The sequence below is a fragment of the Microcella daejeonensis genome, from assembly GCF_026625045.1.
GTDB lineage: Bacteria > Actinomycetota > Actinomycetes > Actinomycetales > Microbacteriaceae > Microcella > Microcella daejeonensis.
Genome location: NZ_CP113089.1, coordinates 2,247,053 through 2,260,383 on the forward strand (window position 1 = coordinate 2,247,053; position 13,331 = coordinate 2,260,383).

Annotated in this window: 14 protein-coding genes; 10 read left to right on the forward strand and 4 right to left on the reverse strand. The window is 73.9% G+C overall.

Translation table 11 applies throughout. The features are described 5' to 3' along the window. Positions 1–2: 2 nt before the first annotated feature. The 4 genes from OVN18_RS10875 to OVN18_RS10890 are packed head-to-tail and all read left to right on the forward strand — an operon-like array spanning position 3 to position 3,357. Positions 3–704, forward strand: a complete 702-nt coding sequence (locus OVN18_RS10875; RefSeq protein WP_267780802.1) for a DUF1990 family protein — start codon at positions 3–5, stop codon at positions 702–704. 15 nt (positions 705–719) lie between these two features. Then, complete coding sequence (locus OVN18_RS10880; RefSeq protein WP_267780803.1) at positions 720–1,142, forward strand: hypothetical protein; 423 nt, start codon at positions 720–722, stop codon at positions 1,140–1,142. Beyond that, on the forward strand, positions 1,139–2,098 hold the full coding sequence (locus OVN18_RS10885) for a bifunctional riboflavin kinase/FAD synthetase (protein ID WP_267780804.1): 960 nt from the start codon (positions 1,139–1,141) through the stop codon (positions 2,096–2,098). The genes OVN18_RS10880 and OVN18_RS10885 overlap by 4 nt, the downstream gene beginning before the upstream one ends. Before the next feature lie 5 nt (positions 2,099–2,103). After that, positions 2,104–3,357, forward strand: coding sequence for an MFS transporter (locus OVN18_RS10890; RefSeq protein WP_267780805.1), 1,254 nt, complete (start codon positions 2,104–2,106; stop codon positions 3,355–3,357). A 41-nt stretch (positions 3,358–3,398) separates the two neighbouring features. Here OVN18_RS10890 and OVN18_RS10895 read toward each other — a convergent pair whose 3' ends face one another. After that, a complete protein-coding gene (locus tag OVN18_RS10895) occupies positions 3,399–4,331 on the reverse strand; it encodes an ROK family protein (protein WP_267780807.1) in 933 nt (310 codons plus the stop codon). 186 nt (positions 4,332–4,517) lie between these two features. Between OVN18_RS10895 and OVN18_RS10900 the strand changes: the two genes are divergently transcribed. The 4 genes from OVN18_RS10900 to OVN18_RS10915 are packed head-to-tail and all read left to right on the forward strand — an operon-like array spanning position 4,518 to position 8,919. After that, entirely contained in the window at positions 4,518–5,522 is a 1,005-nt protein-coding gene (locus OVN18_RS10900; RefSeq protein ID WP_267780808.1) for a sugar-binding transcriptional regulator, read from the forward strand. Beyond that, positions 5,519–6,532, forward strand: coding sequence for a deoxyribose-phosphate aldolase (deoC, locus tag OVN18_RS10905; RefSeq protein ID WP_267737059.1), 1,014 nt, complete (start codon positions 5,519–5,521; stop codon positions 6,530–6,532). Before OVN18_RS10900 ends, deoC begins: the two co-directional genes overlap by 4 nt. 3 nt (positions 6,533–6,535) lie before the next feature. After that, on the forward strand, positions 6,536–8,047 hold the full coding sequence (locus tag OVN18_RS10910; protein ID WP_267780809.1) for an aldehyde dehydrogenase family protein: 1,512 nt from the start codon (positions 6,536–6,538) through the stop codon (positions 8,045–8,047). Next, entirely contained in the window at positions 8,044–8,919 is an 876-nt protein-coding gene (locus OVN18_RS10915) for an aldehyde dehydrogenase family protein (protein WP_267780810.1), read from the forward strand. Before OVN18_RS10910 ends, OVN18_RS10915 begins: the two co-directional genes overlap by 4 nt. A 94-nt stretch (positions 8,920–9,013) precedes the next feature. Here the strand turns inward: OVN18_RS10915 and OVN18_RS10920 are convergent, their stop codons facing one another. Further along, complete coding sequence (locus OVN18_RS10920; protein WP_267780812.1) at positions 9,014–10,042, reverse strand: ketopantoate reductase family protein; 1,029 nt, start codon at positions 10,040–10,042, stop codon at positions 9,014–9,016. A 53-nt stretch (positions 10,043–10,095) separates the two neighbouring features. Here OVN18_RS10920 and truB point away from each other — a divergent pair, with 53 nt between their 5' ends. Then, positions 10,096–10,974 (forward strand): tRNA pseudouridine(55) synthase TruB, encoded by an 879-nt coding sequence (truB, locus tag OVN18_RS10925; protein ID WP_267783014.1) that lies wholly within the window; start codon positions 10,096–10,098, stop codon positions 10,972–10,974. 61 nt (positions 10,975–11,035) lie between these two features. Continuing rightward, positions 11,036–11,404 carry a hypothetical protein gene (locus OVN18_RS10930; protein WP_267780814.1) on the forward strand — a complete coding sequence of 123 codons (369 nt, stop codon included), beginning with the start codon at positions 11,036–11,038 and terminating at the stop codon, positions 11,402–11,404. Between the two features lie 42 nt (positions 11,405–11,446). Here OVN18_RS10930 and OVN18_RS10935 read toward each other — a convergent pair whose 3' ends face one another. Both OVN18_RS10935 and OVN18_RS10940 read right to left on the reverse strand, forming a co-directional pair. Further along, complete coding sequence (locus OVN18_RS10935; RefSeq protein WP_267780816.1) at positions 11,447–12,136, reverse strand: HAD family hydrolase; 690 nt, start codon at positions 12,134–12,136, stop codon at positions 11,447–11,449. After that, a complete protein-coding gene (locus OVN18_RS10940; protein WP_267780818.1) occupies positions 12,133–13,251 on the reverse strand; it encodes a flavin-containing monooxygenase in 1,119 nt (372 codons plus the stop codon). The genes OVN18_RS10935 and OVN18_RS10940 overlap by 4 nt, the downstream gene beginning before the upstream one ends. Between the last annotated feature and the right edge of the window lie 80 nt (positions 13,252–13,331).

Below are 13,331 nucleotides of genomic sequence, written 5' to 3' on the forward strand. Positions count from 1 at the left end.
TCATGGCCCGCACCCCCGTGGCGCAGCGCAGCGTCACCTACGGCTCCGTCGGGGGCACGCAGGCCGTCGATCTCATGCAGTACCCGCCGAAGGGGCACCGCCCGGCCGAGTACCGCGCCCGCATCGGCCACGGCGAGGCGCGCTGGCAGTACGCCTGCGACCAGGTGCTCACCTGGGGCATCCAGCACCATTCCGGGATGCGCGTCGAGCGCATCCCATCCGCCGACGGGTTCGCCGAGTCGGGCTACCAGCCCGTGCAGTTCGACGACGAGGGGCAGCCGATCGGCGCCGCCGAGCTGGGGTCGGAGCCGCAGTACACGGCCGACGGCGTGCAGCTGACCTTCCCGGGCGAGACGATCGTGCTCCACGTGCCGGTGCTCGGCCTGTTCAGGGTGACCGCGCCCGCGCGGGTCGTGCTGATCGTCGACGAGCCCGATCGACGGGGGTTCGCCTACGGCACCCTGCCGGGGCATCCCGAATCGGGGGAGGAGCTGTTCGTCGTCGAGCGCACCGAGGACGGCTCGGTGTGGCTCAGCATCCGCGCCTTCTCCCGCCCCGCGAATCTTGGCTGGCGCCTCGTCGCCCCCGCCCTGCGCGTGTTCCAGGAGACCTGGTCGCGGCGCTACCTGCGCGCCCTCGCCGGACCGATCGGCGTCGACTCCGAGTCGGCCGTCGAGGCCCCGCGCGACGCTCAGGATGACTGACCTAGTCTGGTGCCGATGACCGAGGAACCCCGCCCGACGACGACCGGCATCGGCCGCGTGCTCGTCGTCGTCTACGCCATTCTCGCCCTCGCGGCCACCGGTCGATCGGGGTACCAGATCGGCACGAAGTTCGCCGAGGCGCCCGTCGCCTACACGCTCTCCGCCCTCGCCGCGGTGGTCTACATCGTCGCGACGGTCGCGCTCGTGCGCCGCGGCCGCGGGGCGTACCGCACGGCGCTCGTCGCGATCGGCTTCGAGCTGCTGGGCGTGCTCGTGGTCGGCACGCTGAGCCTCATCGACCCCGTGCTGTTCCCCGACGACACGGTGTGGTCGCGCTTCGGCCAGGGCTACCTCTTCATCCCCCTGGTGCTGCCCGTGCTGGGTCTGCTGTGGCTGCGCCGCGTGCGCCGCTCTCTCGACGCGCAGGTCGCCGCATGACCGGCCGGGTCGTGCACGGCCTCAGCGGCCTGCCGCTGGATGCCCGTCCCTCGGTCGTGACGATCGGCAAGTTCGACGGCGTGCACCGCGGCCACCGCGCCGTCATCGCGACGCTGCTCGAGGGCGCCGCCGCGCATCCCGACGCCCGCAGCGTCGTCGTCACCTTCGACCGCCACCCCGCCGAGCTGCTCGCGCCGGATCGCGCTCCGACCCCCCTGCTCAGCGTCGCCCAGAAGACCGAGGCGCTCGTCGAGGCGGGCGTCGAACTCGTCGTCGTGCTGCCCTTCACCGCCGAGCTCGCCGCGCTCGCCCCCGCGCAGTTCGTTCAGCAGGTGCTCGTCGACGCGCTCGGCAGCGCCGAGGTGCTCGTCGGCAGCGATTTCCGCTTCGGGGCGCGCGGCGCCGGCACGGTCGCCACCCTGCGCGAGCTCGGCGAGCAGCACGGCTTCGTCGTGGGCCTCGTCGACGACGTGTGCGAGGTCGACGGGCGGCGGGTGTCCTCCACGAGCATCCGCCAGGCCATCGAGGCGGGGCGTCTGGAGGAGGCGACGGCCGCGCTCGGTCGGGCGCCGCGCATCCGCTCGCTCGTCGTGCCGGGCTATCAGCGCGGTCGCGAGATGGGATACCCCACGGCGAACCTCGCGCACGATGCCGAGGGGCTCATCCCGGCCGACGGCGTCTACGCCTGCTGGCTCTCGGTCGAGGGGGAGCGCTACGGCGCGGCCGTCTCGGTCGGCAACAACCCGACCTTCGGCGACGTGCCCGAGAAGACGGTCGAGGCGCACGCGATCGACGTGGTCGTCGACCTCTACGGCCGCACGGTCGAGCTGGAGTTCGTCGCCTACATCCGCGGCATGCAGAAGTTCCCGAGCGCCGACGCCCTCGCCGACCAGATGGGCCGCGACGAGCTCGAGATCCGCTCGGTGCTCGGTCTGCCGCTGCCCGACGCGGCCTAGCCGCGGTGCCCTCCGGCGCCCTGTCGCCGCGGTCCCTGCGCCTGCTGGGGCTCGCGGGCATCCTGCTCATCGCGCTCAACGTGCGCTCGGCGGTGGCGGCGCTCTCACCGCTCGCTGCCCGCATCGACGCCGACATCGCCCTCGATCCCACGGCGATCGGCCTCCTCGGCGTCGTGCCGCCCGTCGCCTTCGCCCTGAGCGGCATCGTCGCACCGCTCGTGGCACGGCGCTGGGGGCTCGAGCGCTCGCTCCTGCTCGCCGTGCTCGCGATGGTCGTCGGCCATCTGCTCCGCGCGGCGGCGCCCGACTACCTCGCGCTCGTGCTCGGCACGGCGATCGTGCTCATGGGCGCAGGGTTCGGCAACGTCCTCCTACCGCCCGCCGTGAAGCGGTACGCCCCGCTGGCTCTGGGCACCGTCACCGCGGCCTACGCGACGCTCATGTCGATCTCCACGGCGCTGCCGCCCGCGATCGGCGTGCCCGTCGCCGACGCCGTCGACTGGCGGGTCGCCCTCGGGCTGTGGGCGGTGGTCGCCGTACTCGCCGCGGCGCCGTGGGCCGTCCTCGCCCTGCGCCCGCCGCGGCCTCCCGCCCCCACCGATCCGCCGACCGGCGAGATCGATCTCGCCGTGGCGATCGAGCAGCCCGACACCGGGCGGTTCCGCGACCTGCGCCGCTCGCGGGTCGCCTGGGGCATCACGATCGCCTTCACGGCCTCGAGCATGACGGCCTACTCGGTGTTCGCCATCCTCCCGCTCGTGCTGCAGGACGTCGCGGGGCTCTCCGAGGCGGCGGCGGGCACCGCGCTGGCGGTGTTCGCGATCGTCGGGCTGCCGCTGAGCCTCATCGCCCCCGTCCTCGTCGGGAGGCTCCGACGGCCGACGCCGCTCATCGTCATGGGTGCCGCCTGCGGCGTCGCCGGCTTCAGCGGCATGCTGCTGCTGCCGACCGCTGCGCCGCTCCTGTGGGTCGCGCTGATGGGAGCGGGTCAGGTGCTGTTCCCGGTCTGCCTCGCGCTCATCTCGCAGCGCAGCGACGGCCCGGCCACCGCGACGACCCTGAGCGGATTCGTGCAGGCCGTCGGCTACAGCATCGCCGCCTCCGTGCCGCTGGCCTTCGGCGGCATCAACGCCCTCACCGGATCATGGGCGCCGGCGCTCATCGTGCTCGCGACGGTCGCGCTGCTGGCGCTCACCGCGATCCCGTTCCTGCGCTCGGGCGAGACGGTCGACGCCGAGCTGGCCCGTCGAGCGCGCTGACGACGGGCGCCGTCCTCTCCGCGATCGCGGGGGCGGGATGCTCAGACGACGAGATCGCGCCGGTGCACGAGCGCCGCGGCCCCCACGAGCGGGCCCTCGCCGCTGAGGGCCGAGGCGACCACCCGGGTCGAGGTCACGAAGGCGAAGTCGCTGTGCTCGCTGACGGCCTGCTGCACGAGGGCGACGTAGTCGTCCGCGACGTGCGAGAAGCCTCCGCCGATCGCGACGACGTCGAGGTCGACGAGGGCCGAGGCCGAGGCGATCGCGCGGCCGACGGCGGTGGCCGAGCGCTCGATCGCCGCGCGCGCGACCTCGTCGCCGGTGCGGGCGGCCGCGGCGAGATCCTCACCCGTCGCGCCCGTGAAGCCCTCGCTGCGCGCCCAGGCGACCGAGCGCGGTCCCGAGGCGACGGCCTCGAGGCAGCCGCGGGCGCCGCAGGCGCAGAGGTCGTCGAAGCCGGCGACCTGCACGTGGCCGATGTGGCCGGCGTTGCCCGAGCGGCCGGTGACGACGTGCCCGCCGAGCACGAGCCCGCCGCCGACGCCAGTCGAGACGATCATGCCCATGACGTTCTCCTCGCCGCGCGCCGCGCCCGTCCAGATCTCGGCGAGGGTGATGCAGATGCCGTCCATCCGCAGCGTGACCGGCACGCCGTGGGGCAGCAGGCCGGCCACGAGGCCGCCGAGCGGGTAGTCGCGCCAGGCCGGGAGGTTGAGGGGGGAGACGTCGCCCGAGGTGCCCGCGATGGGGCCGGCCGAGCCGATGCCCGCCCCGGCGAGGCGCGCGTCGGCGGGCAGCGCGGCGAGGGCGTCGGCGACGGCCCCGGTGACCGCGGCGGCGAGCTGCTCCGAGGTCGACGCGCTGCCGGTCGGGCGACGGTGCCGGCTCGCGGCCAGCACGGCGCCGTGCTCGTCGACGAGAGCCGACTCGACCTTGGTGCCGCCGAGATCGACGGCGAGGGCGTACTCGGTCACGGGGGTCCTCTTCCAGTACGGGCCCACGTGCGGGGCGGCGTCGCTCCAGAGTACCGATGCGCGCGCGGCGCGGCCGCGCAGCTTGTGCTCATCTGAGCAGGCCAGCAACATATGTTGGCGAGCCCGGGGGAGCGGGCATAGCCTGGGACGAGCATCCCGCCCCTGCACCGACGGAAGAGACCCATCGTGTCGACCGACAGCGCCTCCGCCTCCGAACTGCTCGCCGTGCGCGCCGCGGAGCTCTACTACGAGGAGAACAAGACGCAGGACGAGATCGGGGCCATCCTTCGGGTCACCCGCTGGAAGGTGGGCCGGCTGCTGGCCCAGGCGCGCGAGCGCGGCATCATCCGCATCGAGATCGTGCACCCCCGCGCCCGGCGTCTCGCCCTCGAGCGCGAGCTGACCGCGCGGTACGGGCTGAAGGACGCCATCGTCGTGCCCGCGCCGGTCGAGGATGCGGAGCTGCAGGCCCGCGTCGCCGAGGCGGCCGCCGACTACCTCGTGAGCGTGCGCCCCGTGCCGCGCCTGCTCGGCGTCAGCTGGGGCCGCACTCTGCACCAGGTCGCCGAGGCGCTGCCCATGGGCTGGTCCACGGGCGTCAACGTCGTGCAGATCAACGGCGGCGTGAGCCTCTCCAAGCGCCCCGGCACCGCGGCGAGCACCGCCGTCATGATCGCGCAGAAGGCGAGCGGTCAGGCCACCCTGCTGCCGAGCCCCGCCATCCTCGAGCGCCTCGAGACGAAGAAGGCCATCGAGGGCGACCGCACCGTCGGCGGCGTCGTGCAGATGGCGCGGGGCGCCGCGGCCTACCTCTACAGCGCCGGGGTCGCCGACACGACCTCGGTGCACGTCGACAGCGGCTACCTCACGCCCGCCGACATCGACGACCTCGTCGCCCGGGGCGCGGTGGGCGATGTGATCGGCCGGTACATCACGGCCGAGGGCACCATCGCCGACCCCGAGCTGGATGCCCGTACCCTCGGCCTCTCGCTGGAGGAGCTGCGCGGCGCCGCCACGAGCATCCTCGTCATCGGCGGCGAGTCGAAGCACCCGATCGCCCGTGCGATCGTCGCCCACTCCCTCTGCTCGGTGCTCGTCACCGATGAGCACACCGCTCGCGCGCTCCTCGACGAGGAGGGCGCGGGCACCCCCGACCACCACGATGTCCCCTCTGGAGGAGACGCCTCATGACCATCGACCACCCCGTGGCGCTCGCGCCCGCCGACCGAGCGGTGCGCCTGCTCGGCGGCGACCTCACCGAGAAGGCCCTGCGCCTGCATCTCGAAGGCCTGAGCGGCGTCGACGCGATCGGCCTCGAGGCCCGCGCGGCCTCGCTCGCGACCCGCTCGATCAAGACCACGTCGAAGGCCTGGGCCCTCGACACGATCATCCGCACCTGCGACCTCACGACGCTCGAGGGCGCCGACACCCCCGGCAAGGTGCGCTCGCTCGTCGCCAAGGCGATCACGCCCGACCCGAGCGACCTCAGCGCCCCCCAGGTCGCCGCGGTCTGCGTCTACGGCGACATGGTCGGCTACGCCGTCGAGGCGCTCGGCGGCCACCACGCCGCGGGCGGCGACACGGGAATCCAGGTGGCCGCGGTCGCCACCGCCTTCCCCTCCGGCCGCGCGAGCCTCGACATCAAGCTCGCCGACACCGCCGACGCCGTGCGCGCGGGTGCCGACGAGATCGACATGGTGATCGACCGCGGGGCCTTCCTCTCCGGCCGGTACGGGCTGGTCTTCGACCAGATCGTCGCGGTGAAGGAGGCCTGCCGCCGTGCCGACGGCAGCTACGCCCACCTCAAGGTGATCCTCGAGACCGGCGAGCTGCAGACCTACGACAACGTGCGCCGGGCATCCTGGCTCTCGATCCTCGCGGGCGCCGACTTCATCAAGACCTCGACCGGCAAGGTGAGCCCGGCGGCGACGCTGCCCGTCACGCTGCTCATGCTCGAGGTCATCCGCGACTGGCACCGCCTGACGGGCGAGCAGATCGGCATGAAGCCCGCGGGCGGGATCCGCACCTCGAAGGACGCCGTGCGCTACCTCGTCACCGTCGCCGAGACGGTGGGCGAGCAGTGGCTCACACCGCAGCTGTGGCGCTTCGGGGCCTCGAGCCTCGTGAACGACGTGCTGCTGCAGCGGCAGAAGATGACGACCGGCCACTACAGCGGCCCCGACTACGTGACGGTGGACTAGACCATGAGCTTCCTCGAATACGCTCCGGCTCCCGAGTCGACGAGCATCCTCAACCTCCGCGAGAGCTACGGCCTCTTCATCGACGGCGAGTTCGTCGACGGCCGCGGCGAATCCTTCCTCAGCATCAGCCCCTCGACCGAGAAGCGCATCGCCGAGATCGCGGGCGCCAACGAGGCCGACGTCGACCGCGCCGTCGCCGCCGCCCGCCGGGCCTACGACCGCACCTGGTCGCGCATGAGCGGCTCCGACCGCGGCAAGTACCTCTTCCGCATCGCCCGCCTCATCCAGGAGCGCTCGCGCGAGCTCGCCGTGGCCGAGAGCCTCGACAACGGCAAGCCGATCAAGGAGACCCGCGACGTCGACATCCCGCTCGTCGCCGCCTGGTTCTTCTACTACGCCGGGTGGGCCGACAAGCTGGAGTACGCCGGCCTCGGCGCGAACCCTCGCGCGCTCGGCGTCGCCGCCCAGGTGATCCCGTGGAACTTCCCGCTGCTCATGCTCGCGTGGAAGATCGCCCCGGCCCTCGCCGCCGGCAACACCGTCGTGCTGAAGCCCGCCGAGACGACCCCGCTCACGGCGCTGCTCTTCGCCGAGATCTGCCAGCAGGCCGAGCTGCCCGCGGGCGTCGTCAACATCATCACCGGTGCGGGCGAGACCGGTCGCGCGCTCGTCAACCACGGCGACGTCAACAAGGTCGCCTTCACGGGCTCCACCCCGGTCGGGCGCGAGATCGCCCGCTCGACGGCGGGCACGGGAAAGAAGCTCACCCTCGAGCTCGGAGGCAAGGGCGCGAACATCGTCTTCGACGACGCCGCGATGGACCAGGCCATCGAGGGCATCGTCTCGGGCATCTTCTTCAACCAGGGCCACGTCTGCTGCGCCGGCTCGCGCCTGCTCGTGCAGGAGAACGTGCACGACGAGGTCGTCGACCGGCTCAAGCAGCGCCTCTCGACGCTGCGCCTCGGCGACCCGCTCGACAAGAACACCGACATCGGCGCCATCAACTCGGCCGAGCAGCTCGGCCGCATCCGCGCGCTGAGCGAGATCGGCGAGCAGGAGGGGGCCGAGCGGTGGAGCCCCGCGTGCGCGATCCCCGAGAACGGGTTCTGGTTCGCGCCGACGATCTTCACGAACGTGTCGACCTCGCACCGCATCGCCCGCGACGAGATCTTCGGGCCGGTGCTCTCGGTGCTGACCTTCCGCACCCCCGCCGAGGCGGTCGCGAAGGCGAACAACACCCCCTACGGCCTCTCGGCCGGCATCTGGACGGAGAAGGCCTCGCGCATGCTCGCCCTCGCCGACCAGCTGCGCGCGGGCGTCGTCTGGGCCAACACCTTCAACAAGTTCGACCCCTCCTCGCCGTTCGGCGGGTACAAGGAGTCGGGCTACGGCCGCGAGGGCGGCCGCCACGGGCTCGCCGCGTACCTCGAGGCGAGCGGCTGGGACGCCCCGGCCGAGTCGGCAGCAGCATCCACTCGATCGGGCCGCAAGGCCAGGAAGGCGGTGGCCAAGTGAGCCGACTCACCGTGCCCAAGACCTACAAGCTCTACATCGGCGGAGCGTTCCCGCGCAGCGAGAGCGGCCGCACCTACGCGGTGACGACGCCGAAGGGCGGCTTCCTCGCGAACGCCGCGATGGCCTCGCGCAAGGATGCCCGCGACGCGGTCGTCGCCGCGCGGGCCGCGCAGCCGAAGTGGGCCTCCGCCACGGCCTACAACCGGGGCCAGGTGCTCTACCGCATCGCCGAGCTGCTGGAGGGGCGTCGCGCCCAGTTCCTCGCCGAGATCGTCGAGTCGGAGGGCGTCACCGCCGCTCAGGCCGGCGCCCAGGTGGACGCCGCCATCGACCTCTGGGTCTGGTACGCCGGCTGGGCCGATAAGTACGCGCAGGTCGCCGGCAACGGCAACCCCGTCTCGGGCCCGTACTTCAACATCTCGGTGCCCGACGCGATGGGCGTGGTCGCCGCGATCGCGCCGCAGGAGCGCACGGGCGTCTCGCTTCTCGGCCTGGCCGCGGTCGTCGCGCCGATCGTGCTCAGCGGCAACAGCGTCGTCGTCGTCGCGAACGAGGCCTCGCCGCTCTCGGCGATCTCGCTCAGCGAGGTGCTCGCCACGAGCGACGTGCCCGGCGGCGTCATCAACATCCTCACCGGCTCGCCGGCCGAGATCACGCCGTGGCTCGCCTCGCACGCCGACGTCAACGCGCTCGACCTCGCCGGTGCGGGATCGATCGGCGACGGCGCGGCCTGGATCGACCTGCAGATCGCCGCGGCGGAGACGCTCACGCGCGTGCTGCCCCCGGTCTCCGGCGCTCCGGCGCCCTCGCTCGAGCGCGTCACGGCCTTCGTCGAGACGAAGACGGTCTGGCACACGAAGTCGATGGCGTAGTCCTCGTCGTCGCCTGAGCGGGCCGGTCCTCGTGGTGGGGGACCGGCCCGTTCCGTCGTCTCCTGCCCGGCGCGGCGCTCGACGGGCGTGCTGATCAGCGGTCGCCGAGCCCGCGCTCGACGGCCGTCACGACCGCCTCGGGCGCGAGGAACGCCCCCGAGCGCTCGACCCCGTGCACCAGCGCGACCAGGGCCGCGTTCACGGGCGTCGCGATCCCCGCCCGCCCCCCGGCCGCCACGACGGCGCCGTTGAGAGCGTCGATCTCGGTCGTGCGCCCGCGCCGGATGCTCTGGAGCGTCGAGGCGGGGTTCGGCTCGTCGCCCATGCCGGCGGCGAGCGCGCGCGGCACGTCCTCGCCCGGCAGCGATCCGCCCGGTGCGGCGCGCTCGGCGAGCAGGGCATCCACCGCGGCCGGCCCGACGGGGCCGATGGTCGCCCAGGCCACGCCGAGGGCGCGCCCCACCGCGGCGGTCTCGCGCATGCTCGCCACGAGCAGGCGCCGCAGGGCGTCGTGCGCCACGACCTGCTGCACGCTGAGCCCGGTGATCGCGGGCAGGGCGTTGACCTGGTTGACGAGCAGCTTCGTCCACTGCGCGCCGAGCACATCGCCCGCCGTGCCGACCGGGGCGGGCAGGGCCTCGGTCAGCAGCGGCAGCGCCACGGCGAGGGCGGCGGCGTCCCCGCCGAGGGTGAGGCCGGCCGGGCCGGTGATGGCGATGCGCCCCGGGCCGACGAGGCTCGCGGCGAAGAGGGCGAGGCCGATGGCGACGGGGGAGTGCGGCAAGGCATCCCGCACCGCATCGGCCCCGCCCAGGCCGTTCTGCACGACCACGACGGGCACGCCGTCGCACTCGCGGGCCGCCTCGAGCGCCGCCGCGGAGTCGTGCGCCTTGGTGGCGAGCACGACGAGATCGAGATCGGCCGGCAGACGGTCGACGACGGCGAGGGGATGCACCGACTCGCCCCACCCGCCGGTGAGCAGCAGCCCGTGCGCGCGCAGGGCGTCGGCGTGCTCGCCCCGCGCGGTGACGAGCACCTCGTGCCCGGCGCGGTCGAGCAGCGCGGCGAGGGCTCCGCCGACGGCGCCCGCCCCCAGCACCCCGATCCGCCGCCCGTCCCGCACCCTGCGAATCCTACGGTGCGGCGGGGCGCTACCGTGGAGCGGTGACCAGCGGAATGCTCCTCATCGACAAGCCCGCCGGGCACACCAGCCACGACGTCGTCGCCCGCGCCCGGCGCGCGCTCGGCACGCGGAAGGTCGGCCACGCCGGCACTCTCGACCCGATGGCGACGGGGCTGCTGACGCTCGGCGTCGGTGCCTCGACGCGCCTGCTCACCTACCTCGTCGGCCTCGACAAGCAGTACGAGACGACCATCGTGCTCGGCCGCGCGACGACCACGGACGACGCCGAGGGCGAACCACTGGGCTCGCCCGCCACCGTCGAGGCGCTCGAGGCGGTCACCGACGAGAGCCTCGCGCGCGAGGTGGCGCGGCTCACCGGGCCCATCGAGCAGCGCCCGAGCGCCGTGAGCGCCATCAAGGTCGACGGCAAGCGCGCCTACGACCGCGTGCGCGCCGGCGAGGAGGTCGAGCTCGCGGCCCGCGCCGTCACCGTCGCCGCCTTCGACGTGCTGGCCGTGCGCCGCACGGGCGCCGCCATCGAGGTGGATGCCCGCATCGACTGCTCGTCGGGCACCTACATCCGCGCCCTCGCGCGCGACCTCGGCGCGGCTCTCGGCGTCGGCGGCCACCTCTCGGCCCTCCGCCGCACCCGGGTCGGACCCTTCCCCGTCGCGAGCGCCATCGACCTCGATCGGCTCGCCGACGAGGGCCCGGCGGCGCTCCTGCCGGCCGCCTCCGTCGCCGAGCGTCTGTTCCCCGTGCTGCGGCTCGATGCCGAGCAGGCCGTCGACCTCGGGCACGGCAAGAAGCTCGACCTCACCGGGCAGGAGGACGCCGAGCCCGTGGCGGCGGTGGCCGAGGACGGCCGCCTCGTCGCGCTCATCAGCGTGCGGCGCGGGGTCGGCCGTACGCTGGTGGGGTTCCCCGCGTGAGCGACCGCGGGCGGGCATCCCGTCGCCCCGTCGGCGAGGGCGCGAACGGCAGGAGCATCCCGTGATCGAGTGGTACACGACCGCCCAGGTGGTGGTCGCGGTCGTCATCGGCATCGTCTGCCTCGTGGCGGGCGGCATCGGCAAGCCCCCGAGCGACCTGACGAACGGGCTCAGCGCGCTGCTCACCCTGCTGCTGCTCGCGCAGGTGGTCATCTCGATCGTCGCGCCCGTCGTCGGCAACCAGCCCACCGGCGACCTCCTCGAGTACTGGATCTACCTCGTCTCGGCGCTGCTGCTGCCGCCCGCGGCGATCATCTGGGGTCTCGTCGACCGTTCCCGATGGGCGACCGTGATCCTCGGCGTCGTCGCGCTCGCCGTCGCCGTCATGGTCTACCGCATGGGCGAGATCTGGTTCGTGCAGGGGGCGTGAGGCTCTCGCGCCGGGCGGCGGGGCGGCGGGGCGGCTCGCCGCTCAGAGAGCGTCGAGCGCGGCGAGGACGGCGGGCAGCCCCGCGGCGAGGTCGGGCACGACGACGATCGCCGTCGTCCGCTGCAGCTCCTCCACGGAGTAGACGCCGGTCGCGACGGCGATGAAGGGCATGCCCGCAGCCCGTGCGGCCTCGTCGTCGCGCGGGGTGTCGCCGATGATGACCAGCCGATCGTCGGGGATGCCCGCTCGCGCGGCGAGGGTGATCTCGCTGCGCACGCGCGCGCTGCCGCCGAAGTGCGATCGGCTCCAGTCGAAGAGCTCCGGCTCCAGACCGGCTCCCTCGAGCTTGACCCGGGTGCGGGTCGCCGAGTTGCCGGTCAGCAGCGCGTTCGTGAAGCCGCGGTCGGCCATCGCCGTCAGGGCCTCGGGAACGCCCGGGGCGATCGTGCGCCGCTCGCCCGCCGCGTGCCGGGCGACGGAGAGGGCGTCGAGCTGCGCGAGCGCCTCGCGCTGCCGCTCTGCGGGGTAGCCGAAGGCCTCGAGGATCTCGAACAGGATCTGCCCGTCGGTCTTGCCGTGCGCGCGGGGGAGCGGCGGGCTCAGCTCACGGCCGACCGCCGCTTCGACGGCCCGGTGGTAGAGCTCGCCCCCGCCCGAGGCGGCGTTGAACAGCAGAGTGCCGTCGACGTCCCAGAGGATCGTGGTGGGCGTCGGAGCGGGGGTCTCGGTCACCCGTCCAGCCTGGCAGAGGCGCTGCGGGCGGGGCGACCCAGGTGCGCGCGCAGGGCGGCGAGCAGGTCGCGCGAGTCCGCGGCGATGCCGTGCAGGATGGACGAGTCGAGGCGGCTCTGCCACGGCAGGCCGATCCAGTACAGGCCGGCGACGGGGGAGACGCCCTCGTCGTGGACGGGGGCCCCGTGCTCGGTGAGCGCCCCGTCGACCTGCACGAAGGGGTAGTGGGTGCGGAACCCCGTCGCCCACAGCACGGCGTCGACCTCCAGCCGGGAGCCGTCGGCGAGCACGAGGGTCTCGCCCTCGGCATCCACCACGCGGCTCGTTCGAAGGGCGAGGCGGCCGGCGCGCACCGCCCGCTTCGCCTCGGTGCCGAGGATCCCGTCGCCGCGCGAGTGGATGTAGCGGCTGATGCGGCTCTCGGCCGGCGAGCCGAGGATGCCGAGCAGTTTCAGCGGCCAGTAGACCGAGATGCCGAGGATGCGCTCGGGGATGAACCAGGGCGGCGCCGGCGCGACCATCGTCACCTCGCGGGTCGCGGCGAGCTCGACGGCGAGCTGCGCGGCCGAGTTGCCGCCGCCGACGACGGCCGTGCGGCCGGTCGGCAGATCGTCGGGAGAGCGGTAGGCGCTGGAGTGCAGCTGGGCGACGGAGGCGGCGAGCTTCGCCCCGAGGCGCGGCACCCTCGGGTACTGGAACGGGCCGGTCGCGATGACGACCGCCCGTGCGCGCACGACGCCGCGGGAGGTCTCGGTCACGAACTCCCCGCCCTCGTGACGCACGGCCGTCACGCGCGCGCCGGTGACGACGGGCAGCGCGTGGTCCTCGGCGTACCGCTCGAGGTAGTCGGCGATCTCGTCCTTGGACGGGTAGAAGGAGGTCGACCTCGGCAGCGGTCGACCGGGCAGGGCTGCGAACCGGCGCGGCGTGAAGAGCACGAGACTGCGCCAGCGCGCGCGCCAGACGTCGCCGATGCGCGCGCGGTCGTCGACGATCACGAACGGGATCCCGGCCTCGCGCAGGCGGTACCCCATCCCCAGCCCGGCCTGCCCTCCGCCGACGACGAGCACCTCCACGGTCTCGGGCAGCGCGGGCGCGGGCGTCGTGTCGCTCATGCGCCCATCATCGCCGCCGTGGGCGCGCATCACCTGGACGCCGCGCGCCGGTACCGCTCGACCCCGTGTCGACGAATCAG

Bases quoted from the DNA above. Each gene is read 5' to 3' on its own strand.
- OVN18_RS10875 (WP_267780802.1), top strand. From the start codon at position 3: ATGGCCCGCACCCCCGTGGCGCAGCGCAGCGTCACCTACGGCTCCGTC.
- OVN18_RS10880 (WP_267780803.1), top strand. From the start codon at position 720: ATGACCGAGGAACCCCGCCCGACGACGACCGGCATCGGCCGCGTGCTC.
- OVN18_RS10885 (WP_267780804.1), top strand. From the start codon at position 1,139: ATGACCGGCCGGGTCGTGCACGGCCTCAGCGGCCTGCCGCTGGATGCC.
- deoC (WP_267737059.1), top strand. From the start codon at position 5,519: ATGACCATCGACCACCCCGTGGCGCTCGCGCCCGCCGACCGAGCGGTG.
- OVN18_RS10910 (WP_267780809.1), top strand. From the start codon at position 6,536: ATGAGCTTCCTCGAATACGCTCCGGCTCCCGAGTCGACGAGCATCCTC.
- truB (WP_267783014.1), top strand. From the start codon at position 10,096: ATGCTCCTCATCGACAAGCCCGCCGGGCACACCAGCCACGACGTCGTC.
- OVN18_RS10940 (WP_267780818.1), bottom strand. From the start codon at position 13,251: ATGAGCGACACGACGCCCGCGCCCGCGCTGCCCGAGACCGTGGAGGTG.